The sequence below is a fragment of the Deltaproteobacteria bacterium HGW-Deltaproteobacteria-6 genome, from assembly GCA_002840435.1.
Classification (GTDB): domain Bacteria; phylum Desulfobacterota; class Syntrophia; order Syntrophales; family Smithellaceae; genus UBA8904.
Genome location: PHAT01000003.1, coordinates 343,933 through 370,722 on the forward strand (window position 1 = coordinate 343,933; position 26,790 = coordinate 370,722).

28 protein-coding genes are annotated in these 26,790 nt (G+C 50.5%); 13 read left to right on the plus strand and 15 right to left on the minus strand.

The features are described 5' to 3' along the window. The first annotated feature begins 797 nt into the window (after positions 1–797). From CVU71_08300 to CVU71_08355, 12 genes are all read left to right on the plus strand, one after another. The gene (locus CVU71_08300; GenBank protein ID PKN19494.1) at positions 798–1,232 is read left to right on the plus strand and encodes a hypothetical protein; all 435 of its coding nucleotides are present in this window, start codon (positions 798–800) and stop codon (positions 1,230–1,232) included. Between the two features lie 398 nt (positions 1,233–1,630). Then, complete coding sequence (locus tag CVU71_08305; protein PKN19495.1) at positions 1,631–1,921, plus strand: hypothetical protein; 291 nt, start codon at positions 1,631–1,633, stop codon at positions 1,919–1,921. Between the two features lie 2 nt (positions 1,922–1,923). Then, the gene (locus tag CVU71_08310) at positions 1,924–2,142 is read left to right on the plus strand and encodes an antitoxin (GenBank protein ID PKN19496.1); all 219 of its coding nucleotides are present in this window, start codon (positions 1,924–1,926) and stop codon (positions 2,140–2,142) included. 141 nt (positions 2,143–2,283) lie between these two features. Continuing rightward, entirely contained in the window at positions 2,284–2,571 is a 288-nt protein-coding gene (locus tag CVU71_08315) for a hypothetical protein (GenBank protein ID PKN19497.1), read from the plus strand. Continuing rightward, positions 2,546–2,785 (plus strand): CopG family transcriptional regulator, encoded by a 240-nt coding sequence (locus tag CVU71_08320; protein PKN19498.1) that lies wholly within the window; start codon positions 2,546–2,548, stop codon positions 2,783–2,785. The genes CVU71_08315 and CVU71_08320 overlap by 26 nt, the downstream gene beginning before the upstream one ends. 81 nt (positions 2,786–2,866) lie before the next feature. Continuing rightward, complete coding sequence (locus CVU71_08325) at positions 2,867–3,400, plus strand: hypothetical protein (protein PKN19499.1); 534 nt, start codon at positions 2,867–2,869, stop codon at positions 3,398–3,400. Between the two features lie 75 nt (positions 3,401–3,475). Further along, positions 3,476–4,207: a hypothetical protein gene (locus tag CVU71_08330; GenBank protein PKN19500.1), complete on the plus strand. Its 732-nt coding sequence runs from the start codon at positions 3,476–3,478 to the stop codon at positions 4,205–4,207. Between the two features lie 358 nt (positions 4,208–4,565). Next, entirely contained in the window at positions 4,566–5,276 is a 711-nt protein-coding gene (locus CVU71_08335) for a hypothetical protein (GenBank protein ID PKN19501.1), read from the plus strand. 165 nt (positions 5,277–5,441) lie between these two features. Then, positions 5,442–5,906: a hypothetical protein gene (locus CVU71_08340; protein PKN19502.1), complete on the plus strand. Its 465-nt coding sequence runs from the start codon at positions 5,442–5,444 to the stop codon at positions 5,904–5,906. A gap of 115 nt (positions 5,907–6,021) precedes the next feature. Beyond that, on the plus strand, positions 6,022–6,372 hold the full coding sequence (locus CVU71_08345; protein ID PKN19503.1) for a hypothetical protein: 351 nt from the start codon (positions 6,022–6,024) through the stop codon (positions 6,370–6,372). A gap of 112 nt (positions 6,373–6,484) precedes the next feature. Beyond that, positions 6,485–6,868 carry a hypothetical protein gene (locus CVU71_08350; GenBank protein ID PKN19504.1) on the plus strand — a complete coding sequence of 128 codons (384 nt, stop codon included), beginning with the start codon at positions 6,485–6,487 and terminating at the stop codon, positions 6,866–6,868. Between the two features lie 96 nt (positions 6,869–6,964). Continuing rightward, positions 6,965–7,351, plus strand: a complete 387-nt coding sequence (locus CVU71_08355; protein PKN19505.1) for a hypothetical protein — start codon at positions 6,965–6,967, stop codon at positions 7,349–7,351. A gap of 74 nt (positions 7,352–7,425) precedes the next feature. Here the strand turns inward: CVU71_08355 and CVU71_08360 are convergent, their stop codons facing one another. The 8 genes from CVU71_08360 to CVU71_08395 all read right to left on the minus strand — a co-directional run bounded on the left by CVU71_08360 (position 7,426) and on the right by CVU71_08395 (position 16,992). Further along, positions 7,426–8,142, minus strand: coding sequence for a hypothetical protein (locus CVU71_08360; protein ID PKN19506.1), 717 nt, complete (start codon positions 8,140–8,142; stop codon positions 7,426–7,428). Positions 8,143–8,157: 15 nt separating this feature from the next. After that, positions 8,158–8,928: an efflux RND transporter periplasmic adaptor subunit gene (locus tag CVU71_08365; protein ID PKN19507.1), complete on the minus strand. Its 771-nt coding sequence runs from the start codon at positions 8,926–8,928 to the stop codon at positions 8,158–8,160. Next, a complete protein-coding gene (locus CVU71_08370; protein ID PKN19508.1) occupies positions 8,929–10,935 on the minus strand; it encodes a prepilin peptidase in 2,007 nt (668 codons plus the stop codon). Between the two features lie 60 nt (positions 10,936–10,995). Further along, positions 10,996–13,140, minus strand: a complete 2,145-nt coding sequence (locus CVU71_08375; GenBank protein ID PKN19509.1) for a peptidase M50 — start codon at positions 13,138–13,140, stop codon at positions 10,996–10,998. Between the two features lie 10 nt (positions 13,141–13,150). Beyond that, the gene (locus CVU71_08380) at positions 13,151–14,977 is read right to left on the minus strand and encodes a histidine kinase (GenBank protein ID PKN19510.1); all 1,827 of its coding nucleotides are present in this window, start codon (positions 14,975–14,977) and stop codon (positions 13,151–13,153) included. Between the two features lie 63 nt (positions 14,978–15,040). Next, positions 15,041–15,238 carry a hypothetical protein gene (locus CVU71_08385; protein ID PKN19511.1) on the minus strand — a complete coding sequence of 66 codons (198 nt, stop codon included), beginning with the start codon at positions 15,236–15,238 and terminating at the stop codon, positions 15,041–15,043. A 248-nt stretch (positions 15,239–15,486) separates the two neighbouring features. After that, complete coding sequence (locus CVU71_08390) at positions 15,487–15,789, minus strand: DUF3467 domain-containing protein (GenBank protein PKN19539.1); 303 nt, start codon at positions 15,787–15,789, stop codon at positions 15,487–15,489. A 150-nt stretch (positions 15,790–15,939) separates the two neighbouring features. Next, positions 15,940–16,992, minus strand: a complete 1,053-nt coding sequence (locus CVU71_08395; protein PKN19512.1) for a methyltransferase type 12 — start codon at positions 16,990–16,992, stop codon at positions 15,940–15,942. An 82-nt stretch (positions 16,993–17,074) separates the two neighbouring features. Here CVU71_08395 and CVU71_08400 point away from each other — a divergent pair, with 82 nt between their 5' ends. Further along, entirely contained in the window at positions 17,075–17,698 is a 624-nt protein-coding gene (locus CVU71_08400; GenBank protein PKN19513.1) for a hypothetical protein, read from the plus strand. A gap of 28 nt (positions 17,699–17,726) precedes the next feature. Here the strand turns inward: CVU71_08400 and CVU71_08405 are convergent, their stop codons facing one another. From CVU71_08405 to CVU71_08435, 7 genes are all read right to left on the minus strand, one after another. Further along, complete coding sequence (locus tag CVU71_08405; protein PKN19514.1) at positions 17,727–19,271, minus strand: hypothetical protein; 1,545 nt, start codon at positions 19,269–19,271, stop codon at positions 17,727–17,729. A gap of 10 nt (positions 19,272–19,281) precedes the next feature. Beyond that, entirely contained in the window at positions 19,282–20,457 is a 1,176-nt protein-coding gene (locus CVU71_08410) for a hypothetical protein (GenBank protein PKN19515.1), read from the minus strand. Then, complete coding sequence (locus CVU71_08415; GenBank protein ID PKN19516.1) at positions 20,454–21,566, minus strand: hypothetical protein; 1,113 nt, start codon at positions 21,564–21,566, stop codon at positions 20,454–20,456. Before CVU71_08415 ends, CVU71_08410 begins: the two co-directional genes overlap by 4 nt. Before the next feature lie 118 nt (positions 21,567–21,684). Further along, positions 21,685–22,548, minus strand: a complete 864-nt coding sequence (locus CVU71_08420; protein PKN19517.1) for a hypothetical protein — start codon at positions 22,546–22,548, stop codon at positions 21,685–21,687. 12 nt (positions 22,549–22,560) lie between these two features. After that, complete coding sequence (locus CVU71_08425; protein ID PKN19518.1) at positions 22,561–23,496, minus strand: hypothetical protein; 936 nt, start codon at positions 23,494–23,496, stop codon at positions 22,561–22,563. 66 nt (positions 23,497–23,562) lie between these two features. Next, positions 23,563–24,696 carry a hypothetical protein gene (locus CVU71_08430; GenBank protein ID PKN19519.1) on the minus strand — a complete coding sequence of 378 codons (1,134 nt, stop codon included), beginning with the start codon at positions 24,694–24,696 and terminating at the stop codon, positions 23,563–23,565. Then, positions 24,669–26,768, minus strand: coding sequence for a hypothetical protein (locus CVU71_08435; protein PKN19520.1), 2,100 nt, complete (start codon positions 26,766–26,768; stop codon positions 24,669–24,671). Before CVU71_08435 ends, CVU71_08430 begins: the two co-directional genes overlap by 28 nt. Positions 26,769–26,790 lie beyond the last annotated feature (22 nt).

Genomic DNA, 26,790 nt, shown 5'->3' on the forward strand with positions numbered 1-26,790 from the left:
AAAGGAAGCAAATAACAATTCGCTGCAGCAGAATGTCAGGCGCTTGCATATCTTCGCTACGCGAAGGCAAGCTTTGCCATCTGCTGAGCTCAAACGTTAAGTAGAGAAATATTAATTATGATTAAATCAATTTTGAAATTACGATGTCCTAAATGTGATAATGAAATTGGAGCAAGGCAAATGGATGATCATTGTCCAAATTGCAAAGTAGCTCTTAAAAGCAACGCTATAACTATTTTGTCATCATGGTGTGTAATATGGTTTTTCTTGATTAGTCCAATCGTTATTTCATTATTCAGTCAATATGGAATTATTATTTCTGTTGTCATAAACGTATTAATAGCTTTTTTATTGCTTTTAATTTTTATGAAAGTATTTTTTAAAATTAACCCCAGAAACAATGTGCCAACATAATAGAATACTTAACAAATCCATCCAGCCGATCGCTGCGCTCCGGCTGATGTCGTCGTTGTGTGTGGAAATTAAACCCAATTAAACCCAAAAAAATAAATATAATTAGCTTTGTGGCACACTGATAATAAGCGAAACTTGCAAATAAGTCGTTCTAAGAAAGCTGGTTTATAAAAGAATAAAAAGAAAAACAAAAATGGTATGCGGCAAGGGCCGGGCTTCCTTGCAAAATAGTCTGAACTGAAAAGGCGGAAAATAATTAAAAAGAATTTACAACATGCGGTGGTGGCGGCTCGTCCGCTAAATTTAAAAACCACACAACCTGTCGCTCCACCGGATCGCAGCGCCTGGCGCTGCTCCCGGTGAGCTTTTCGTTAGGAGTATAAATGACATCTCAAATAGTAATAGCATTAATTGGTGTTTTTGCCGCTCTTATTGGCGCAGCAATTGGCGGTTTGATCACATATTTCACTAACAGAGATTTAAAAAAGAAAGAATGGATGTTGTCGGTCATACGGGAAGAAATAAATGATCGAAAAAGGTTGTATTCTGAATTCCTGGCTGAGGCTTACAGGATAACCATCCTATCATTGCAGACAAAATGCGGTGACTTGAGGGAATTTGACATTCTACACCGCTATTTTGCACAAATCGAATTGTTAGCTTCGGATGATATTGTCAACGCAGCTAGGACAATCGTTGATCTCGTAATAGACCGTCATTCAAAAGAATGTGAAAAACATGATATTAGTTTTGTTGATTTGAAAAAAACTTTTATTAATTTAGTAAAGGAAGAGCTGTCTCGACTAAAAAACTCCTAACCAGCCGCTAGAGCCGATCGCAGCCCGCTGGGCTGCTCCGGCTCAGCTTTTCGTTGTGGTAGGAATATTATCAAAGAAATAAAGGCATATTTAAGAAGTGGTCTTTTGATACGGTTGTGGAACTTTGATAATTACAGGCATCAACACAGTCAGGAATTTTATAAAAAAGAAATTATCACGGTTAAGGTAAGTAAAAGCTTTTCGGCAAAGTGATCGTAACGGAAAAAGAGAAATATAAAACAGAAAAGACAAAGAAAATCATAGGGGCATAAAAACAAAAATAAAAACCACAACATGTCGCTCAAGCCGATCGCTGCCCCTTGGGCAGCTCCGGCTTAGCTTTTCGTTGTGCTGAAATAATTATTGACAATACACTACAATGTAAATACACTTTAATCATGAAAGAGTTACGATTTGAATGGGATGAAAAGAAATATAATCTGAATCAAAGAAAGCATGGTATTTCTTTTCTTGAAGCGCAAACTGTATTTGCAGATGAAAATGGCTTGTTGCTCGATGATCCTGATCATTCATTGGAAGAAGAGCGTTATATTCTTCTTGGTATGAGTTCCAAGCTTCGGCTACTCGTCATTTCCCATACTTATCGTAGAGAAGAACTAATCGTAAGAATAATATCCGCACGGAAGGCAACACGCATGGAGCAAAGACAGTACTGGAGCAGGTGGTAATTATGAGAAAAGAATATGATTTTTCAAAAGCAAAAAAGAATCCTTACGCAAGTATGCTTAAGAAGCAAGTAACGATTAGATTAGATGAGAGTACCGTAGATTATTTCAAAAATCTTGCTAATGAAGCGGGTATTCCTTACCAAACATTAATCAATCTTTATTTAAGAGATTGTGCCGCTTCTGAGCGTAAGCTTTCCATGCATTGGAAAGTGGCATCTTGAAATATTTGCACAACAATCCGCTGCACCCGATCGCGGCGTCAAGCGCCGCTCCGGGTGAGCTTTTCGTTATGCATAAAATAACCATACATATACCCATACAATTATATTGCATTATATACATGAATCTGGCATAGTAAGCTCATGAAGAAAGTAACCTTTGAATGGGATGAGGCAAAGAATAAAGAAAATCAATCAAAGCATGGCGTTTCTTTTTCAATTGCGCAGCAGGCTTTTCTTGATCCTCGTCGTGTTATTGCGGAAGACATTACCCATAGCAATGAAGAAGATCGGTATTATTGCATGGGGTGTGTCGGTGAAGGTATCGTAACGGTCAGGTTTACGTATCGTGGTAACGTAATACGCATCTATGGTGCGGGCTATTGGAGGAAAGGAAGGAAAATATATGAAGAGCAAAACAAAATATACTGAAGAACCTATGGGACATTTGAGAGTCGTTAAAGACTTTCTCCCACCCCCGGATAAGTTAGTGCTGAAAGAAGATAACGTAAAGGTAACTATTTCTTTGAAGAAATCCAGCATATCCTTCTTCAAAGAACAGGCAAAAACACAAAAGACTTCATATCAAAGAATGATAAGAGAAGTAATTGATTGGTACGCTACGCATTATCAAAAGAGCGCATAACCCGGCGCTAGAGCCGATCGCAGCCCGCTGGGCTGCTCCGGCTCAGCTTTTCGTTAGGGTAAATTTTAAGGAGGAACCGATATGAAAAAAGGCATATTAGCAATTGGCTTGATTCTGTTTTTCGTTGTTGGTTACGTTGCGGCTGGTCCATATTTAACCGTGTGGGCAATTAAGACTGCCATCGTTGAGCAGGATTCAGAAAAATTATCTGAAAATATAGAATTTCCTACCCTCCGCCAAAATTTAAAAGATCAGCTAAATGCGGCTATGATGAAAAATATTTCCGCCGAGCTACAGAATAATCCATTTGCTGCAATTGCGGCAGGGCTTGCTTCGAAAATGGTAGATGGAATTGTTGACTCTTTTGTTACACCAAGTGGTTTGGCAACATTTATGGAAGGTAAAAAACCATCAAAGACAGAAAGCAACAATGTTACAACACCACCTCAAAAAGATAATCTGTTCAAGAATGCGAGATTCACATACGATTCCACTAGCAAATTCTCCGCTTGGGTTCCAAATGATAAAGGAGAAGAAGCAAGGTTTGTCTTTCAGAGAACAGGATTATCTTGGAAACTCATAAATCTTGTGATTCCAATTAATAAGAAACCCTAACCAGTCAGTAGAGCCGATCGCAGCCCTCTGGGCTGCTCCGGCTCACTTCTTCGTTATACATAATATGGATATTATATGCCTCGATTAGCACCAACAGTTGATGTCGTCCGCGCCCTATTTGCACGTTCTGGAAATCAATGCGCCTTTCCTGGGTGCACTCAACCATTAATAAATGGTAAGAATCAATTTATTGGGCAGATATGTCATGTAGAAGCAGCATTGCCGGAAGGACAAAGATACAATCCAAATCAAACGGATGAGGAACGAAGGGGTTATGAGAACCTTGTGTTGTTTTGCTACCCACATCATGTCGAAACAAATATTGTTTCAGAATATCCTGTAGAAAAATTAAGAAGAATTAAATGGGAGCATGAGGCTAAATATGAAAAAACAGACTTCAAGATTGATGAAGCCGCACTATTCATGATCATGGAAGAAATGACACGCTATTGGACACGAATTGAGAAGTTAAATACATTAGAGCATTCAACACCTGACCTAGCATTTGAGATTGATGCAAAAGGATCATTTTTTGATATCGTTAGGTCCTGCAGAGAGAACATTGGCTATATATCAAGTTTTCACGATACATTGCACAAATCAGATGGAGATGCGAATTGGGAAATACATAACCTTGGCATTCCGAACCGTATGCAGCGGCTCAATATTGATTTAATGCATATGGAGATAAAATTCTTGGAAGAATTTCTAAAAACAAATAGCAAAAACCAAGAAGCAAGGAAGCGTCTTGAGTTTTTAAAAGAGGCATTCGCCGAACTAGCACAGCATGCAACAGCTGTTGATTGATAGAAGAGCGTATAACAAAATCAATCCACCCGATCGCTGCGCTCCGGGTGATTTTTTCGTTATGTATAAAGTAATAATAAAATAATGAATAAAATAGATGAACGAAAATCAAGATTAAACCCAAGTTATGTAGTCTATATATTAGGTATCGCAATATTGGGTTTATCATATTACATAATTAAAGATGCACTTGGTGCGCCATTGTTTGCGTTTGTAACAATAATCTATTTAATATGCCTTCGGTTAGTTGGCTATTTTTTAGATAATAGAATCAAACAGAAAATAAATTCATAACAAAAGCAATGCACCCGATCGCTGCGCTCCGGGTGATTTTGCCGTTACACAGAGGATAAATAATATGAAAGTTGTTTACACATTAATATTCTTCTTGGCTATTTTAATGCCTGTATCTTCTTATGGAGAAGATACACAATTCTGCACAGATGAATATTACAAGAAAATATCGGTGCTTTATCAAAACCGCAATTATGAAACTGCAAAAACAATATTTCAGGTTCTAAGTTGCGGTGGTGCAATATCTAAACCAACAAAGCGGGGCCAGTATGTCGCTTTAATTGGTGGGTATATGCGAGAAAATCCAGCACTCATTGACCCCCTGCTTGCTTCTGCAAATTCAGTTAAGAACACTGATGCTGCGAAAATATATCTCGACGGGTTATGGCTTTGTTCTACTAAAGAATGCCAGAAGAAACTAAAAGAAAGACCTTTTCAAATACCCATCAAAGACGTCAACAATCTCCTTGCAGAACCGCCTCCAGACCCATTTTCAATTCCAATAAACGATCCCGCGACTCTCGATTATCTTTGGGGTTACTTTTTCGGCACAGGTAATACCAAGATTGTTGAACGTGTTTATCATTTACTTCGCGACAATTGGGAAGCATTAAATTCATCAAAGTCAATGGGTGTAAATGAGCGTTTAGTTTTATCAGCTGCTCGGTGGTCATTAGTTTCAATTGCTTCACAACATGAGTTAGTGAGAAATGTGTTAGAAAAAGAAAATTCAAGTGTGGCCCGTGAACTTTTAAAGGAAGCGGTTCGGGAATAAAAAATTTGTAACCCGTCGCTAGAGCCGATCGCAGCCCGCTGGGCTGCTCCGGCTCAGCTTTTCGTTCTGCAAAATATTTTAAGTATGCAACTCTCATGCTGATGGAATTAAATGATTCGATTGAAGTATGGATTCTGAATCCTAAGAATGTTCTCAGGGAAATTGATGAATAAGTTTTTACAAATAGTTGCTGTATTTTGTCTCGCTGGACTTGCTGGCCCTCTGCTGCGGCTTGTGACGTGGCCGACGGTTAGTATGGTTGAAACTTCTCCCGCAATATACGGCTTTTTCTATACGCTTGTCCTATTACTCTGGCCCGCTCAATTACTCGCAGTAATGGAAGTAAGCATCGGTACAGGTGCGGCACTGGCCTTGGCGGTTGGCGCAAACCTCTTGCTATTTTCTACCTTTGGACTCATTGCTGGCCTAGTTTCTCGATGGCGCAGCCTAGTGTTTATCGTCTATGTTTTTGTTTGTAGCTTGGTTTCGTTGTTTGAATGGTGGGGGGCTGGTTACAACTTTGCATACTTCCACTGGGTTTCGTTCGTAGTGGCATTGCTTGTGTATTCAGTACCGTTCTGTGGTGTTGTTCTGATCGCAAACCGGAAGTCTGCGCATGAGATCAATTGAGGGAAAACTGCAATGTTAGCGCAGAACAAGGCGCTACAGCCGATCGCAAGCCTCTGGCTTGCTCCGGCTGAGCTTTTCGTTGGGCTGAAAACAGGAAAGAAGGAGAATTTAAGAGATGAGTGACAAAGTTGCACAAAGGACAGGGATCAGCACTCGAGCCTTAGCATCGATGGCTTTATTTTGCGCAGGCGTGTGGCTAGTGCCTTCTGGCATAGCACTACACGTTGCCTCTCATGACGGTGCCACCATGTGGCGTCACCTGTTCATGACCATGCACAACACCGCTGCCCTGCTCTTCTTAATAGCGGCTGTCGTCCACGTGGTTATGAACAGGAAGGTTCTGACCCACTATGTGAACGCAAAGATTGGAGAGTATATGCGATTCAAAAGAGAGTTGTTGATTGCCGTGCTGGGCGTATCCGGATTTGTGTTCTTGCTGGCGTCTCATGCACTCCACATCCCATAGATGAGTAGTAAAATGGGAACATTCTATTTAACGAATTGCCCAACCAGGCAATACAGCCGATCGCTTCGCTCCGGCTGAGCTTTTCGTTGGACTCACGACAAATAAGGAGAACATGATGAACGAAGAAGATGAGATTCTGGTGCTAATTGAAAGGATGTCAGGACTTGCCAATTTGCGAGATGTAGACGGTCTAATGGCTCTCCACCATTCTAAAGAGACAGTATTTTTGTTTGGACAAATGGCAACACACGAAGGAAATCGCCGGTATTGCGCCCAAGGCTATGCTGCCTTGCGTGGCGAATTCAGTTATGAATTTATACCATTAAACATAGCGGTCGGTTCAGATATTGCGTTTGTTTTTGGTGAAGAGCGAACCAAGGGCGCAACAGACGCGGGATCATTCGCATCTGTGATCAATGCCACCTACTGCCTAAAGAAGACTGGTGGCCGTTGGCTGATTACTCATCAGCACCTTTCAATGCGAAATCAGGGATGAACGTCACGATCCCTTGTATACATAAGCCCAACAAGGGCAATACAGCCGATCGCTACGCTCCGGCTGATGTTGTCGTTAGCCCAAGGAATTTAGATAATGATGGTAAAACGGATTAGGCTATTCATTGCAATTGGTGCAGCTCTGGGCATTCTTCACTTTGCTGTATGTTTGTTCATGTTTTTTATTGTCCAGAATAGCACTGATGGTCAAGCTGGTTTTGTTTGGTTTCTATTAATGCAACTTGACTTTCCAACCGTAGGGATTGCCTATAGGCTCTTGGGTAGTACCCAGCCGATGTTAGCATTAGTGGATTGGTGGTATAGTGTTGGAAATAATCAAGGACCAAACATTAGAGCCTTGATTCTTATTGGTCTGTTTGGCTCATTGCACTGGTTTGTAATAGGCGCAACCGTCACTTGGGTGCTAGAAAAGCTGTGCCGTCGAAAACCAGTCGGGTTAGGCCTGACTGATCAGAAGGGCTAACCAGGCAATACAGCCGATCGCTGCGCTCCGGCTCAGCTTTTCGGTAGAAGGCCCCTTCACGATGAGCGTTCCCGCTATTTCCCGGTCCGGCGGATGGCCAGGAGATCAAGGGTTTTCACCAGCTTTTGCAGATCCGCCGGCGGCTCGACAATCCCTCCGGAGAAAGACTTGAAAAAAAGGATGACATAGGCATCATTCTTACCATCGTTTGCCCGCGTCTTGCGGCGGATTTCACCTTCGACCACCACCTGATGAACGTCCATCCGCAACTCCACCTGCACCTGACTTCCCAGAGGAAAAGTCCACTCTTCGCCTTCCGGAGCTTCCATCTGCATTCCATCATAGCTGATGTTGTTGACACCATGCGTTTTCATAACCCGTGTCCCGCATTTGATGACGGCCGTCAAACCGGAATCGCGGGCAACGTCCACCCGGAAAGAACGCCTTCTTTCCGCCAGAACCAATTGATCAGGGTACTCCAGTACAATCGTCTGCGCCTCTCCCGCGCCGTCTTTCCCCTCGATCCGCTTGATGACCGAAAGGAAGACGCAACCCCGGCTGCCGACCATAAACGAAACGGAACACACCGCGGCCGGCTCGAAAAAATCGGCTTGGCCTTTTGCCCCGGTCGGGGACTGCCCCGAAGCAAGATGGAAAGAGAGGTCGGTCTTTTGCGCCGAGGCGAAATTCCCGCGGCAGAAAGCAGCAGACTCGAGGCTGACGATCACAGCAGGAAGGGCGGCCTCGCAGCACACCTCAATGATCTTTCGCGCTTCATCGCGTTTTAACAATGTAAGGGAGTCCTTTCATCTGGTAAGAATGCGGACCTGACAGTTCAAACCGGCCGATACGCTGCCGGACGGGTTCGGCAACTCAATGCGAACACCGAAAGTGCCGCTGGCCGCATCAATGACTTCATCGACAATCACGACTTTTCCACGATACACCACGCCTGCCGGCTTTTCGGGCCGCACGGTCGCTTCCATTCCCTTGCGGATGGATTTATAGAGAGAAACGGGGACAACCAGTTCCACGTTGATGGGATCGATGCGGGCAATGGTCATGATGGGCCCCTGGCCCTGGCCTTCACCGGCATAATCCCCCGGGCTGAGCGCCCGCTTAACGACAACGCCATTGATCGGACTCAGGATCGTGCGCAGCCTGAGTTTTTCCGTTGCCTCCTGAAACTGCAGTTCCGCAATCCGGAGTTCCGTTTCCATTTCGTCCTTTTCATGACTGGAAAGCAGTTGCTTCTTGTAAAGTTCCGCGTTCCTTTGCACCTTGCGCTTCCCGAATTCAAACCGGGTCTGCGCAAGATCAGCCTGTGCTTTTTCCACTCCTGATTTCAGCCGGACGAGAACCTGTCCTTTGGTGATGTGATCACCCCGCTCAACCGGCACCTCTTCGATAATGCCCGGCACCTGAGTCCGCAATTCGATCACGGCGCTGGGTTCCAGAAGGCCCCTTAACACATGCTCCGCCGCATGCCCTTCCACTATCGGAAATCCCCACCCCGCGAGGCAGAAACAAACCGTGAAATACAAATATTGATATGGATACCGCGTCCTTCGTGACATTCATTCACCTCTTCCTGAAAAGGCCAGCGTGTCGCCCTGTTCTTCATCGTAGCGAATAAGCCTTTTTCTCACACCCGCGTGTGCTTTTTCAACCTTTTTCTGCGCGCGCTTCATCGCATAGATCCGGATGGCTCTCCCTAAAGCAGGCCCCTGCCCCGTGGACCACGTCATCATGCGGCCGAGCATTCCTTTAAACCCGCCTGCGAAGATTTGATCCTCAAGCGACAGGAAAGGTTCGTACGATCCCGGATCGCCCTGCCGGGCGCAGCGCCCCGCCAGCTGCCGGTCGATACGGCTCGACTCATGAAGTTCCGTCATGATGACATGCAGGCCGCCTCGTTCGGCTATTTCCCGGGAAAGCTTGATGTCCGTTCCGCGGCCCGCCATGTTGGTCGCGATCGTGATGCGGCCGGCCTCTCCGGCGCGGGCAATGATGAGCGCCTCTTCCTGATCCTGCTTGGCATTGAGAACCTGGTGGGGAATTCCGGCCGCGGTGAGCAGTCCGCTCAAATGCTCGGAGGCCAGAACCGTTCTTGTCCCGATGAGAACGGGCAGACCGTTGTCATGAATTTCCTTTATCCTCCTGATAACCTGCTGCCACTTCTCATCGGTCGACGAATAAACCCGCTCGGGATGGCACACCCGGCGCACCGGCTTGTTCGTCGGAATTCTGACAAACGGCAGGCCGTAAACGGACCACAGTTCCCGTCTTATTTCCCGGGCTGTCCCCGTCATGCCGGAAATCATGAGGTACTTGCGGAAGAACCGCTGATAGCTGATGCGGGCCATCGTTTCTCTTTGCCCCGTCATTTCCAGCCCCTCTTTCACTTCCATCAACTGGTGCAGGCCGCCCTCCCAGGAACGGTCCGGCATGACCCGTCCGGTAAACTCATCAATGATCTGCACCTTCCCGTCACGGACCAGGTATTGTTCATCCCGATGAAACAGGTGAAGCGCCGTCAGAGCCTTTCTCGTCAACTCCTCTCGCCGGACGGAACTCTTCCATAACGGGCCCAGGGATTTGGTGGTTTTCCGGATCTTTTCTCTGCCGCGATCGGTAATAACGACAATCCTGAGCCCGTCATCGGTTTCATATTTAATCTGGAAATCCTCGCTTTCGCTCATGCCGTCGGCCACCACCAGGGCCTGCCGGATCGCGGTATTCTCTTCTTCCGACTTTTCCGTTTTAGAAATAATCAGCGGTGTCCTAGCCTCATCAACCAGGACGCTGTCCGCCTCGTCCACGATGGCAAAATGAAGCCCCCGGAGAAGAAGCCTGTTCCATTTTCCCTGCCGGTCGTAGAGATGCTCGGCATGCAGGCGGACCGCATCCGTACGGTTTCCGAGAGCGATCCTGTCTCTCAGATAATCAAAGACCAGTTCCTTATTGGTGCAGTAAGTAATGTCGCATCCGTATGCCGCGCGCCGCTGGCCTGCCGTTTTTTCGTGAACAATGCAACCCACCGAAAGGCCCAGGAAACGATACAGTTCCCCCATGTTTTCCGCGTCCCGCGACGTGAGGTAGTCATTGACCGTAATTACATGAACAGGCACTCCGGCCAGAGCGGCCGTGGCCGCCGGCAGCGTCGCCACCAGCGTTTTTCCTTCCCCCGTATCCATCTCGGCCAGAAAGCCTTTCAACAGGGCGTAGCCCGCAATAAACTGGCAATCAAAGTGCCTCATTCCCAGCACACGGCCCGCCGCCTCACGGATCAGCGCAAACGCCTCCGCCACCGTATCTTTATCAAACCCCTGCCGTCGAAGCTTATACCGCAGCGAACCGGCGATTTCCCGAAGCGCGCCGTCCCCTTTCTCTTTCAGGCCGTGCTCATACTTCTCGACCGCCGCCGGTATCCCGGCAAGTCCGCTTGCCTGGACGCGGGAAGGGCCGATAATGTATCCGGACAGATTCCAGGCCAGGCGGTCAAGGGCTGTTCGTCTGACGTCTCCGCGTTCAGGGCGGCTGAAATAGTCGGCAGTCTGCCGGTTGTCGAAGTTTCGACCCATTGGTGTTCTTTCCCTTTCTCCGCTCTCCTCAACAGCTCTGCTGGAGAAAGCCATCCTGCTTTAGATATTGAACCTCTTGAGGAAAATATTCAGGAGTTTCCGGTACCAGCGAGAAAGCAGCGTTTCCGGGTGATGCTCGAAACGGACATAGATCCGTTCTCCCACCTTCCCCGGCGTCGGCCCGAGGAGGCGCACGTCAAATTGAAAAAGATTTTCAAAGGACTTCGGTTTCCCGGGTTCGCGCGGGTCAAGGGCAATGGCGCCGCCCCCTTTCAACGACAGGGCGAGGCTCGGCAGATCGCTCGACGCGGCGGGAATCTCGCGGATCAGTTCGGCCGGAATAATCAGGGAAAGATTCTCGGCCGGTCTGGCCTTGACGGAACGGACGTTCGTTCGCACCTGATCGACGTCGCTTAACTGGACCACCACCCGCACCGTCGTTCTGGAATAATCCACAACATGGCCGATGGGCTCCCCTCTCTTCAGATAGCGGCCGGACAGATCATCGGCCCGCGGAATAATGAACTCTCCGTCAATCGGGCTGCGAATCGTGAGCAGCGCTGCCTGTTCCCTCGCCTCTGAAAGCTCCCTGCCGATGCGGTTGTTTTCTTCCAGCGCGATTCTTTCCCGTGTCCGGTCATTAACGCGCGCCCACCGAATTCGGGCTTGAGATCCCCTGAGCGCCGCCTGGAGCAACTCCACCCGGGAGATCAAATCTTTGTTTTCGCACTGGATCAGGGGATCACCGGCCTTGACCATCGCGCCGGGCCTGGCCACAACGTCCTTAATCGTCCCGTCAACACCCGCATGAAGCCTCGCCTGTTCAGCAGGCCAGACAATCCCTTCCACAACCGTGTACATGGGGAAGGGGATGACGGCAACGAACAGAATAATCAGCGACGCAGCCGCGAACCCGACAGCCAGAATCCGGCCGCGCTTTTTGTAAAGAGCATGATCTTTGACGACCGTGCGTATCACGCGGACAAAGGGGACAATCAGCAGGCCGATCAACGCCCATATGGCAATCAGGATACCGATAAAGAAGAATCGCCCTGCCACAAAAAGGGCAATCTGCAGGGTAATAAATATTCTGTATAAAAAAGAGGCAATACCGTAAAAAACCAGCCAGCGCCCCTCTCCCGCATCAGACAGATGAAATTCAGTATGATCGTTTCCGGCAAGATACCGCGAGGCGAGATATCCGAGATAACGATTGGACCTTGTTCCCAGGTTCGGTATTTCCAGAAAATCCGACAGAACATAATAGGAATCGAACTTGAGAAGAGGGTTGCCGTTAAACAGGAGCGTCGATACACCGGCAACCAGCATGACGTTATAGGCCGCCGCCCGGACGGCGCCTGCTTCCACATTCAACCACAAGAACATGGCGAGCGATGCAATGAACAGTTCAACGGCGATTCCGGCGGCGCCCACTGCGATGCGCTTTCCTTTTTCGCGAAAGGCGGATGCCGCCGATGCGTCAACATAGGGGATGGGCATGAATACGAGAAAGATGATGCCCATTTCATGGATTTCGCCACCCCATTTTTTCACCGCATAGGCATGCCCGAACTCGTGCAGGGCTTTGATCACAGGATAGATCAGCCAGAAGATGAAAAGATTTTCAAGGGACAGGACGCGGTCCGCGAGGTTTGTCGTCAGCTCATCCCAATGCACAAAGGCAAGAACGGACGCGGTCAAAACAACCGTAAGCCAGATGATCAATGCCGGCAGCGTAAAAAACGGAGCCGTGATGCTTTTTGTTTTTTCCAGAAACCGGTCGGGGTCCAGAAGAGGAACCCGCAGGGCAAGGGGGGAACGGATCCTGTTCATCAGTTTTGTTTTCCGGTCTTTCCGGCTCCGCTGATTCAAGCTTGCCATATCCGGAGAAATGTCGGACTGGAGAAGATCGGCTTTATTGAGTTGAGAAAGCAGCGCAATGACTTCATCCTGGGTCGGCATATCGTCCGCCAGTTTTTCACAGGCCGCCTCCCATATCTCCTGCAAAGATCGTTTTCCGTCCATGAGGCCGATCAGCAGATAGGACTCTTCGGAAAAACGGTGAAAACGTCCGTTGGCGTGATCCTGAAGGATGTACCATACCTTGCCGCGATAGGCGTGACGGTGGATTTCGGTGTGGCGCCTCACGAAAGGTCTGAGGTCGGCCACGCGGTACCAGGAATTACTGAAAAGTGTTTTTTCCACAGCGGTTTTCTCAGGGCAGCCAGGACCACAGGCCGAGGCGAAGCCACGTAATAAAAGACCTGGTCCAGATCAGGACAACCAGCCTCCGGTCCACATTTATTTTTCCGACGCCTTCCATCCCCGGCCGCAACCGCGGAGATAAACTGTCGAGCGCGGCCTCGACCCGGAAATAGTTGCGTCCATCTTCAGCGGTGGTAATGGATGTAATTTTCTTCACGGTAAATTCGTACTTTTCATGAGGCAGCGAAGAGAGAACCAGCACACCTCTTTGTCCCAGCGCCACATCGGTGATGCGCTGTTCGTCCACTTTCAGAATCAGCCGGTAGGCATCGAGCGGCGCAATCTGGAAAAGCTCCTCGCCGCGCTTCACCGCGGCGCCATAGCGCTGGCTGAGATCACCGGCGAGGACAACCCCGTTAAAGGGGGACCGGATGACAATTTGCGAAAGTTTGTTTTGCACCAGGTTGATCTCGGCCGTTGCCTGATCAATCTGGGAACTGATGACATTGGCCTCGCCGCGATTGCGTTCCGCCATGGCTTTTTTATACTGCCGCTCATACTGGCCGCGTTTGCTCATCAGGCTCAGCATCTCGAGCTTCAGTTCCCGGTCATTCAGTTTACAGATCACGTCGTCCTTTTTGACGACATCCCCCGCCCGCACGGAAGCCTCTTTGATATATCCGTCCAGAGGGGCAATGATAGAACGGCTGATGGATCCCTCCAGGCTGGCATTGGCCGACAGGCGGTATTCATCTTTGACCAGAGCAAGCCCGACAGCCACGATGATCATCGCCGCCACGACAAGCTTCAATCCCAAATGTCCCCGGCCGAAAAGTTTCGAGGCCTGCCTTTTCATGGCCTCAAAAACGCCGAAGATAATCGGCCGGTCGCTGCGGAACTTGTTTTCCAGAACCGGGCTGGAAAGGGCCATGACACTCTTGATATACAGCATTTCCTCCGCGGAAAAAGACCGGTCATCCTGACGCTCCAGCGTCAATGCTCCATGATAATCACCCTCTCCGTAAAAAGGCAATGTCATGATGGTTTTGGAACCGTGTCTCTGCGCCATCAGTTCGTGGTCACGGACAACCAGCGCCTTTTCATCTTCGTAGGGAGGATAACGGACATCCGTCCGCTGCAGGAGAGCCTCATCCATGACGGTGCCGATCGAGCGCATAATATTCATGCTCTTCCCGAGCACAGCCGTATGGGATATGGCCTTGATCTGCGCGTGCCTGCCCTTGACCAGTCCCAGGCTCACCCGGTCACAGCCCAGTCTTGTCGCAATTTCCGTTACGAAAGCGCGCGCCGCTCCGTCAAAATGATCCTCCGCCATGACGCCGGCCAGGATATCCACGGCTGCTTTCATGCGCTTCAGCGTTGCCCGGTCCTCTTCTCCCTGCTGCCGGCGGTGCCTGTTTTCCAGCCAGACGGTTCCCCACTGAAGACCTTCCATGGCGGGCCGGAGGTCATCTTCCCCCTGAACCGCAACCTCAACGGCCACCGCGCCGAACAGCTCGTCATCAATGATCACGGGATAAGCCAGAGCATACCGCAAAGAAGCATTCGGGGATGAATTTTCGGGTGGGGAAAGCGAAACGAGCATGCCTGCCCGTTCGGACAGCGTCCGGTCAAGAACTCCGGCCAAGCGCTCACCGGAACTTCCCTCCGGCCAGGATGCAACGGGCGCGAAGTTTTCCCCGCCTTCGCCTTTGAGTGCAAGAACCGCCTGAACACACCCCCCGATCATGGAACACTGGAGGGTCAGCCAGGCGCCGGCGAATTCTTCGAGGTTGGCCGCATGTTCCAAGTCTTTCCACACGCTTGTTGCATCCATTTTTCTACCTCAGGTTCTCTGACGATTGTCCCCAAACGGCGACACACACCCGCTGATCGGCAATCAATGATTGATATTGTCCATAAAAGAAAAAAAGCCCAGGGCTATTAACAGGACTGGGAAACACCGTCGCAGCTTGAATGCCGGACTGTCCACTGTGTCATAATTCATTTTCATGTCATTTGAATCATCGCCCTGCGGTCTCAGATTCTCGGCGCGGAAATGATATTTTGCTAATGTGCTCCCCTTAATGGGATGCACTTCCGATCAAAGCAAAGCGAGAAATCCATGTCCCGAGTATTGCGGGGGATCTTAAGATTCCTCATCCCGACACATCGGGATTCGGAATGACAATTGTTGCAATGACGACACAATTCGTGGCTGCACTATGACAAAATTCAAAAGAGTCGCGGAGCGTCTTCATGAAAACTTGCGTTATCCGGTTTCCGGCCGGGCGGAAAATTTCCGCCTGCCGGAAATACGATAACTCCTCTATGCAGGCTCACCGCCTATTCAGCGGCCTCCAACTTAATTTCACCGAAACGTTCTTCATGCTGGAGGACGACGTTCTGCATCAGCAGCGCCAGACGTTTTGCGGCATAAGGATTCAGGATGATTCGATCACTGATATCAACGGTCAACTCCCGCTGCTCGGCATTCCAGGTCTTGTTGATTCCAAACAGGAGAGTAAATTCTTCGTGCGTACTGGACACATTGCAGACATTGGCATACGATGTTTGCATCTTGGCAACATCCCAGCGTATCTTTGTCTTGGCGGTTTCTTCATCAGTCGCGGTCACCGGGTTCTGCATGTTTTTTTCGCTTTTTGCGGCCATCTTTTTCTCCTTTTAAGTATCGTTATTAAGGGTCTTTTATAATTACCTTCCAGGCGGATAAGAACTAAATCCTGATCTATATCATCACCTTTCCACTGTCAACTGAAATGTCGCCGCACGCTGTTTTCAAGTCATTACCCCGGTAATCAGGACAAAAGGCATGTCCAATTCAATCCTCCTGATTTTAATATCCCGGAACCCCAGTTCGCGAAGGTGCTCCGCATAAAAGTCCGGACGGCGGTAGCCGCGAAAAAAGTGCAGAAATGGAATTGTCGAATAAGGCGGCACGGCAGCCAGGGCTTCCACCAGGCTTCTTTCCAAAATCAGCATGGTCCCTCCCGGCTTCAAAGAGCGGGCGCCATTGGCCATGATGCGCTTCGCTTCACTTTCCGGCCAGTCGTGCAGCATGGATTTAAAGCTGACCAGATCAAACCCTCCCGGCAGGATGTCCGTAAGCGCATTGCCCGAAACAAAGGATATTCTCGCCGCTTCCGGTTCCGGTCGCACGTGCTCAACCCCGATCTCGCAAACCTGCGGCAGATCAAGCACCGTAGCATAGATATGCGGATGCTCCCTGCAAATCCGGAGCACAAATTCGCCGCTGTTGCCGCCGATATCCAGCAGATATTCATGCCGGCCGAAATCAAAATTTTTCAGGCAGGCCAGGGATTCGTATTTGGTCAGCACGGTGGTGATTTTCATCCATCTTTTTGCCGCAAGCAGGGCTTCTTCCCTGGAGCTGAAACCATCACCGGAAAACAATTGATAGAAACCGGCCTTTTTGGCAAATGCCTGTGGATTACGGATCAGATCACTGAAATGATCCAGGAGATCACGGGCCGCAAGATTTGATAATTCCAGCTTTAATTCCAGCAGGTCCCGATAAGGCAATATTTGGAGGAACGCGGCAGACAGTCTGACTGTGCCCCCGCTCATTTCGACAACCCGGTTGGCGCGAAGGAGATCCAGCAGCAACCCCATTCCTTTTTCGTCCGCGCCCGATTGCTTTGCCAGAAAGCCCGCAGTCGCCGTTTTGTTTTCAAGGAGATAATCGATCAGTCCTGTCTCCAGAGCCGTCGACAATGCCCGGGCGGCAATAAGGCTCCCGATAAAACCGTCTACTGCCAGAAAATCAAATTCGCGGGCCCAATTAATCGATTTACTATTTTCCGGGATCATTGTATGAAACCTCTTGATTTTTCAACCTTCCTGCGGTGATTTTAAACCATGATCGCAGGATAAACGCAAGGGGTTCGTGCGGATGATGAAGAGGGTCCATATCATTGCGGTGGCGGGGCCGATCGGCGGGGGTAAAACATCCCTGGTCAAGGCACTCGCCCATGCATTGAACAACGCCTCAATTTTATTTTACGATAATTATGAGCAGACCTCCAAAGGGTCCATTGATGACATCGTCCGCTGGATGAGGGACGGAGCCGACATCAATCATCTGGACATCACCCGGCTGGCCGGTGATCTGGCAAAGTTGAAAAACGGAGAATCCGTATATGATCCTTTGACGCAGGTGGAAATTCCGCCTGAAAAATTCATTATTCTCGAAATGCCCCTGGGGAGAGAACACAAAAGCGCCGCTCCCTATATTGACCTCTTGATTTGGATAGACACGCCGCTGGATATCGCGCTCGCCCGCAAAATAAAAGAGATCACCCATCATTTTTTACAGGAACGACGCGAGGCTGACGGCCGCGATTTTGTTGCCTGGCTCAACCGGTACCTCGACAATTATCTGCGGGCCGTCCGCGAATTGCTTGAGATGCAAAAAGAGCGGGTGGGCCGCAACGCCGACATTATCCTTGATGGAAAGTGTGATTTTGAAACCATGCTTGGACAGGCTGTCCGGGAAATTGCCACAAGAATACCTTAATTTATTTTCTGAAACTGATTGGCCGGTTCTAAACGGCAGCATCCCTTTGCTCAACCCACAGCAGTCGGGCGCTTCCCATTTGTCTGCCGAAGCAGCCGACGGAATTTACCAGGGGCTGGTCGGTGTTTCTGGTAAAGGTATAAAGTCTTTCCACACCCAGCTGCCCGATGCCGGCGGCAAATAAATCCTGAAACATGGTCAGAATATCGCCCGGAACATAGAGATGAACAGGCACTCCCCATGACGCAATCATTTTTATTTTTTTCAGGGCCTCCTCAAACCCGGTCTCCTGCCCGGCACGGATTCCGCCCGTCATGAACGGCATGGGAAAATGAACCTTGATGGCTTCGACAGGACAGGAGCGCAAGCGGTCAACAAACAAGGCGGCTTGGGGCAATCCGCCGCAGGCAGTCCAGAGAACGATCTTCTTCCCGTCAGGAACGCAATCAAGGATTGCAAACAGATCATCACGCAGGAAGGCGTCACCTCCAAAGAATTCTATCTTGGTATATTCCGAAGCCACTTCCGCAATCGCCCGAATAACCTTATCAGCCGGTCCCGGCATAGACCGGGCACTGTAGGCACAGCCGGGACATCCCGCCCCGCAGGGCGAAGCAAGATCGATCAGGTTCGTCATCGTAATCGGGAAGAAGGGGCGATCAACATCCAGTTTACGCATGTAAGTGTCGATGAAATCCACATTCCTCATGGGACAATAGTCACCGCCGAGCCGTACCAGAGGATGGCTCTGTATGCGCTCAAAAACATCGATGATCGGCTCTCGCGTGGCATCCCCGAAGACCAGCGGGAAATAGGGACAGGGGGCAACCCAGCCGTTGCTCATCACGTGGCAGAATATCTGTTTTGCCGTGCAGATGTTCTTCTCCGTCAAAGGTGTGCCCGGCGTATGCAAATAGATGTAATCACGATAGGAGTCTAAGACATGGGAGAAGAGATTTTTTTCTTCACCCGCGAAGACGGGGCCGCTGTCCGGATGGATGGAATCACCGGAGAACCGCGGCAGAAGCAGGCGCACCTTCTGTGCCCCGCGATCCAGAACAAACTGCATGAAACGATTGATATCCCCGTTAAAGAAAAAATCCCGCGTTTGCGGAACCGTCGAGACATGCATGATAAGACCGGCCCTGGCTCCCAGTTCAAGAGCACGGACAGCCCGATCAAAGCTCCCGTTCCTTCTCCGTGTTCTGTCATGGTTTTCGGCCCGGTAATCATCCAGGCTCAGATAAATCTGGTCGAGGCCTGCGGCAACCAGATTATTCATGTATGCCTGATCGACCACATATCCGTTTGTCTCCAGCGAGACGATAAAACCATAGGATTTTGCCCGGGCGATAATTTCAAAGAGGTCGCTGCGGAGCGTCGGTTCGCCCCCGAACAGATCGATGACCAGACATCCCGCCAACCGGAGGTCCTGAAAGAGTAAATCGATTTGCTCCATGCTCAGTTCACTCTTGATGACGTCCCGGAGCTTCGACACGCCGCAGTGCACGCAGTTGCACTGGCACCGGTTTGTGAGAGTCAATTGAACCACTTTGATAAGAGGCAGAGCCATCGTCTATTCCTCACAGCCTGCGGATATTATAAGGCGCATCACAGTTAAAATCCCTGATCACGGCGCTTCGCCTGGGTTTGCAATGATTCGAGTAGTCGGATGCCATATCCAGCCGTCTGCAAACTTCGGGATCGGGCACCTTGGGAAAGAGACCCGCAGCAGGTGTGTCCCGGTTATCGGAGTAATTGAGAAAAAGCACTTCATCAAAGTCATCGGCCAGCGCCAGGGATTCGAGAAAATCAGAATGGGACTCTGTGGGAAAGTTGATCATGATATGCGTGCAGAATATTGTCTGAGGCGCGGCCCGGCGAAGATGCCGGAGGGCTTCCCTGACGGCGGGAACATCATATGGGCGGTTCATGAGTTCCAGGATCCGTTGGGAGCCCGACTGCATGGGAATGTTGACGTACCTTATCCGCCCCGTCTCAAAGATTCTCTTCAGCCCTGCAAATTTAATCAGAAGAAATTGCGGATACAGATACCCGAGCTTCAGACCAAATCCCGGCTCCACGGCAAACAGCTGTTCCATGAGTTCCACAAGATCCGTACCGAGATCATCGCCGTAGCTTGCGCAGTCATCCGCTAAGAGAACAAAATCGCGGACACCCGCCAGAAGTCCGCTTCCGAGCTTTTGGACAATGCCAGAGACGGGTTCGCTTTTTACCTCGCCTTTCGCCCGCTTGATATTGCAGTAGGAGCAGCGGTTGGAGCACCCCTGGGCGATCAACAGAAAATGGTCTGTGTAACCAAGTCCCTGCCCCGGCTCATACAAAGCAGGAAACGGTTTATCGACGGAGACGTCGTTCACTGACATGTGATGGGGAAAGTGGCGATCCAGTTCATCGAGGTTCTTCGGCCCGATGCGAATGAGGCCTTCCCGAGCCAAATCCGTAAGAGGAAGTCCCGCCATACAGCCGAAGAGGACAATTTGCTTTCCATCCCCTTGCGCCCTTGCGAAATCCAGCGCCGCCCCGGATGCGGCGACTTTGTCTTCCGTCACGCAGCACGTGTTCACCAGGATAATGCTGCTGGAATCGATATGCTCCGCCACGCGATAGCCGTTAACGAGAAAAAACTGCACGGCCCGGGAAAAAAGAAACGCGCTTGGCTCGCAGCGCTTGCTCGGGTCGAGAATGAAGATCGCGGGGCAGGAGGAATCGGATATGCTGCTTATTGTCGCTTTCATGGGTTCGGCACCACAAAGGCCGCCAGCTCACCGCGCCTGACCAGCTCGTTGAGATGACGCGCTTTAGCCTGCAGGGTTACGTCGTCGCATTTCGGAAAGAGAGCAGCTGCCCGGGTCGCGCTGTTTTCACCGTAACCGATAAAGACACAATGATCGAAATGACGCGCAAAGGCAATGCTTTGTTCGAATTCGTCCCGGGTCTCCGTGGGAAAGTTGAAGATGAAGTGCGAATAGATAAAAATATCAGGAGCCAGAGCCCTGATCCTTCCAATGGCTTTTGCCAGACCATCGGGGTCATAATGCCGGTTCATGAGTCCGAGGATTCTCGGGGCCGCGGACTGAACGGGCAGGCACAGATAAGGCACACGGCGTTCGGCGAAGAGAGATTCCAGTGGGATTGCCTGCTGCAAAAAAAGAGAAGGAAAAACAGTGAAGAGTTTGTAGCGCAGGTCCGGAGCCACGCCGCAGAGCCGCGTCATTAACGCCGGAAGATCAGACCCGCAATCTTGGCCATAGGAGCCGCAATCGTCGGCCAGGAGCGTCACCGTCCTTATGCCGCGGCCATAGAGATCGCGCACCTCACCCTCGATGCTTTCCGGCGAACGGCTCAGCACATTTCCCTTGGCCTTTTTGATGTTGCAGTAGCTGCAATCATTCACGCAGCCCTGGGCGATGAGCACATAGCAATCGTCAGGACCGATCTCGGGCTGATAAGGAACATGGCCGATGAGCCTGCTTACATTCACTGCATCGAAGGGGATCCATGCCTGAATCAATTTATCCAGCTCGCGGCTTGCCCGGTAGGAAATGATGTGAAACCGGTCAGCATCCTTCCCCGCGACAGATTGTAAGCCCTCGGGGAAAGCCGCCAGGCATCCGAAAACGACAATGTGCGCCTGCGCGTGCTTTCGCCTGTATTTCAGGATGGCCCCTTCACAGCGGCCGCGCATCGCATCCGTGACCGCACACCCCCCGATGAAAACCAGGTCTGCATCGTCACTTCCATCCATGACAGTATGACCGTTTTGTTCGAAATATTTCCGCGCCCTCGACAAAAAGAGCGTGTTGTTTTCACACATATTGTGCAGGTTGTAGATGCTGATTCTCATCGTCGGCGCCGCCCTATTTCAATTATGCAACAGTTTACCCAAGCCCGTCAAATTCCGGAAAAAAATCAGCCGCCACGCAGCAACCTGCGGCACTTATGCTCATCTTGCAACGGCAAGATTAAAAAATGCCGTAGTACCCGCTTTTTTCGATTGTTAAAAGATCTCCGGCCATCCGGTAATCGAACCCGACGTCGTACTGAAGATGATCCAGGCGGGCTCGGTTGTCCTCCACGAATGCGCAGAGTTCCGCGGGATATTGGAGTTTCCTGAGAAAAAAAATCAGCTGGTCCACATGAATCCCGGAAAAATAGATGCAGTCGCTTTGCTGCTTGTTGGCCATGCAGATGGTCCTGCATTCCCGCAACTCCGGCCAGAGGATCTGATCCATGTCGATAACCGCGGCACCGATATGGGCGGAGCAGCATATCTTGGCTTGCACATCATCGAGCTGGCGTTTTGCATCAAAAAAGAAATAAAAATTTTCCAGTCTCGACCCGAGGCCTGTCCGGGAATAACAGATCCCGGAGGACACGGTGCTTCCCGGATTGCCGATATACATGTGAATCTCGTCAAGGGACCGGGAACCCGAAACCAGATCGTTATCAATGTCGATGGAGAACATGAAATAATGGTAATTTTCATTCACCGGGACATTGCAGACGCTGATAAACGGTTCCATGGCCGCAATCACTCTGCTCATGGAACTTTCTCTCTCCCGCCGGCGGTAATCATAAAAGTAAAATTCCCAGCCGATTTTATTCCGGGAGTACTTCAACCCCCAGACGGTCATCGACAGGCCGATCGCCCGGCGGATGGCCGAAACCAGATCGAACATCCGTGCATCAGCGCAGGTTGTTTCAAAGGAATGATAGAGAAGGTTGACGGAACGGAGCTTGTTTGCAAAGGAAACCTGAGGCTGATACTCCCACAGGCAGTAATTGAAGAACAGGTCCTGATCCGTCATGTATTCTCTTCGTTCCATAGGTTTCCTTTCTCAGCCGGCATCCCCGCCGTCATGCCTGGCTGCATGGGCTAAGCAGACGGGATGCAGCAGATCTCTTTCATCGCCATACTTGCCTACATAGGCGTTGGAAAGCCCCCAGCATTCCTTAAGCTCACACCCGGGTCTGTAAAAACACCGGCCGAATCCGCTTCGGCTGAACTTCTCCCAGAACATGTCGGGCAAGACCGTTACGGGGAAACAATTATCAAACAATCCGGTTTGCCCTCCGTCGCCCACGGGCAGACACTCGGGAAAGCCCTTCAGCGTCAGCGGCCGGTCATGCGCTGAGGTAATGGAAAAGATCTGCGGCAGCAACCGGATAAAATCTTTCAGATTCACCACCAGGTCCCTGGTGTCTTCACTTTCCATCGGGAACAGATTCCATAAATGAACTTCGCTGACTATTTTGGGCAGTCCCGTAATCAAGGCCGGGATCTCAGGAAGGTTGGCCTTGGTCACGACGGTGTTTGTAATCACATGGACACCGGTGAATTTCTCCAGATTGGCCAGCCCTTGCATGGTTTCCCTGAAGGCGCCCGGGCGGCGCGTCAGTTTATCGTGGGTTTCTTCCAGTCCGTGAATACTGACAAAAAACTCGTTGACGCCGCACGCGACCAGATGTTCAAGATAACGGAGATCACTCAACCGCCTTCCGTTGGTCTGAACCTGAATTTTTTTGAACCACCCGAGGGAATGAGCAAACCGGACATACGCACCCAGTTCATCAAACGTCGTCACCTCCGCCCCGGAAAGAATCAGGTTTTTAAAATGACCCTGACGGACGACATCGAGGAGAACTTCCTTGTAGCGTTCCAGGCCGATGGCGGGAAGTCTTTCTTTCAGATCCGCCAGCATGCAGATGCTGCACGCATTATTGCAGCCGAACCAGAGAGAAACGACAATATATGTTCTCAGATCAACCTTCATCCAAACCACCCTGTCCGGCGACAGGCCTCTGCGGACCGCGGGAATTCATCATGCCGGGACAAGCGCTCACCGGGTGCTTCCTTTTACGCCATGGTACATGGTCAGGAAATCCCTTCCGGCCCGGTCAACACCGCCCGATAAATGGCCGAAAATCCGCATTTTCATTCCGTCGTAGAGACGGTGGAAAGTATCTTCGGGAATCCTGTAATGCCGGAATGTTCTGGACAATAACGGGTATAAATCACGCATCCGGAGGTTGGCCATATACATGTTGATGTCAAATGACCGCCTCGGATTATTTTCCTCCGTCACCTCGGTGTAAAGAAATTCATCCGGACGCATCCGCAGCGCGGCAAGTTCAATGATCCCTCTGGCAATGTCCAGAGAAGGCCGGTGCGCGCCTTCGTAAAACACATTGGATAATTTTTCCAGGATGGTCTCAACAGTAAACGACGGATAACAGATGTACTTTGCCGTCACGGGCGCGGCATTTTTTACGGCGTTCCATTTAAATCCCAGATGAATCAGGAGGGCCTGCGGCTCGCGGGGATTGTTCAGAATAACCTTGTCAAATTCCCTGCCGAATTCCAGATAGGCCTTGTAGACGGATGCGGTTTCGTTTTCTTCATAGCCGAAGAGGATGATATTGGCTTCGGGAAGCCTTGCACAGAACTCCGCAAGACAAGCCTGCGGCATTCCGATGCCCAGGCAGACGTCCATGAGCGGCTTTTGCGGATCGCCTGGAATGGTTTCCTTCTTGAAACCGATCAGAAAACGATTCGCAAGGACGGTTCCGTCAAACAATTTAAATGAGTTCTCGATCCCGTAATGCACGCCCAGGTTGCGGACAAGCTCAATGAGCCGGTCGCCCTTTTCACCCCTGCTCACCATATTTTCTTCCGGGAGATTGTCCGGCGGATGGTATGGCTCCTCCACGGCAACGCCTGCGGGAAGCCTGTCAGGAAGGCCATGCTCGGTTTCATAATCCCGGACGGCATAATCAAGAAGCAGAGAAAGCCTTTTAGCGGCATGGGGATTCAGAATGATTCTCCGGGCCTGACCCGTTGCCATTTCTTGAAACAGGAGGGTGATTTCCCCGGCCGCATCCGCCACCTGGACATCATTCGCGTAAATAATCCTCATATGCTCATGGCAAGGTGGAACTCTTTCCGTCATCTGCCGACACCGGCGTTCTTCCATTTTTTGAAACGCCTGCTTTCCTGCTTCTCGGCAAGTTTTCTGAAAGAATCCAGTTCAATGACGCGGTTGCTGTCCAGATCCTTTCCGGAAAGGACCTTCCATCCGGTCATGCCGGCCACGGCCAAACCAAGACCTGTTTCTACTTTTGCTCTGTCTTCGCTGTTTTCAGCTGTCAGAGCTGCGGATTGCTGATCGCCCGGCTGCGCGTTTTCCCGACGGTCCGCCGGTTGTTGCGGGCCGGCCTGGCCATCATCCCCATCCCGGAGCAGAGCAGCATCACCATTATCTGAATCCTGATCAGCCCAACCGGATTGATCCGTGATCTCAGGAATAGTAATCCTTGCACCGGCAGCAGCGGGACCTGATTCCGGAATCAGACCGGCAAGCAGTGATTGTGACGCCTCCCACGACTGGGCCAGTGTGACACCTTCAAAGTTATCCGAAATGGAAAATTCATCGGATCTGAAAAATCCTCCGAACACACTCATTTGTAAACCGATGGAACCGGAAGCAATCCATCCTCCCGCGTTCTGAGCCGCAAAGAAATTGCCGAACCCGGTGCCTGATTCATTGCCGATCATAATTCCGGACAGAATTTCCTCGAACTCCTGATATCTGGCTCCCTCATCCTGCTCTTCAACACTTTCATTTTCATGCTCAATGACGGAGGCGGTTGTGTTCGTCACAAGGTCAACAGAGTCAAGCCTGACCAGTGAAGTGATTGCTCCATTCACGATCGTGGCCCGCCCGTAAGTACCAACCATGAGATCCTCGGTCAGTGAACCCACAAACATATTTCTACCGGCGCCGCCGAACATGATGTCCTCACCGGCGCCGCCGTCCAGGAAATCATCGGTACCGATGCCGACATCCGTGGTTTCAATCAAATGCCAGTTACCGCCCATCAGGGTTACCATTCCGGCATCCCCGATCAGAGCATCTTTTCCATCTCCTGTGAAAACCAGGTCATAGCCTGCGCCCGCAATGACAATGTCAGTTCCTCCATTGGTCGTAATAACATCATCGCCGCCAATGGCCGGATTAGTACTGGATACAAGATGCGGTATGCCTGCTTGATAGTCGATTGTCCCATTGTCGCCAAGAACGATATCGTCCCCGTTTCCGGTGAAAACGATATCCGCGCCATATCCGGCAAGGACATATTTGCTGCCATCGCCGGTCGTGATCGTGTCGTTACCGCCCAGCAACGGCAGAGTCGAAACAATCTGACTCAATTTCAGCGATCCGACAACTCCGTCATACAGCACCGCGCCGTTGTCACCCAGAATAACATCCATCGTGGGCACCGTCGCCGCCTTAGTTTTAATCGTATCCGCGCCCATGCCGCCCAGGATGATATTGTTCCCGTCACCTGTGCTCGTGATCGTGTCATCGTTGCCGTATCCGGGATTCGCCTCCGTGTCTGTCGTAGCAACGACCTTCACCGAACCATCCGTGTCAAAATCGATCTGGCCGGCATCACCGATGATGACGTGAGTACCGGTGCCGCCTGTACCCGTTGTAATCGTATCTTTCCCGTAGCCGCCGATGATATACTTCGTCCCGTCACCCGTCGTGATGATGTCATTCCCGCCGCGGGAGGTGACCGTTGAAACCATCTGGCGCAGTTTCAGCGAACCCGTCGCACCGGCATAGGTCACCGTGCCGTTGTCGCCCAGAATCACATCCGTCGTCAGTACCGTCGCCGCCGCAGTCTTGATGGTATCCGCGCCCATGCCGCCCAGGATGATATTGTTCCCGTCACTTGTGACGGTGATCGTGTCATCGTCGCCAAAGGCTGAATTCACTTCCGTGTCTGTCGTAGCAACGACCTTTACGGAACCATCCGTGTCAAAATCGATCTGGCCGGCATCACCGATGATGACGTGATTGCCGGCGCCGCCCGTACCCGCTGTGATCGTATCCTTCCCGTTGCCGCCGACGATGTGCTTCGTCCCGTTGCCCGTCGTAATGACATCATCACCACCGCGCGAGGTGACCGTGGAAATTATCTGGCTCAGTTTCAGCGACCCTGTCGCACCGGCATAGGTCACCGTGCCGTTGTCAGCCACAATGACATCAGTTGTTGAAGCC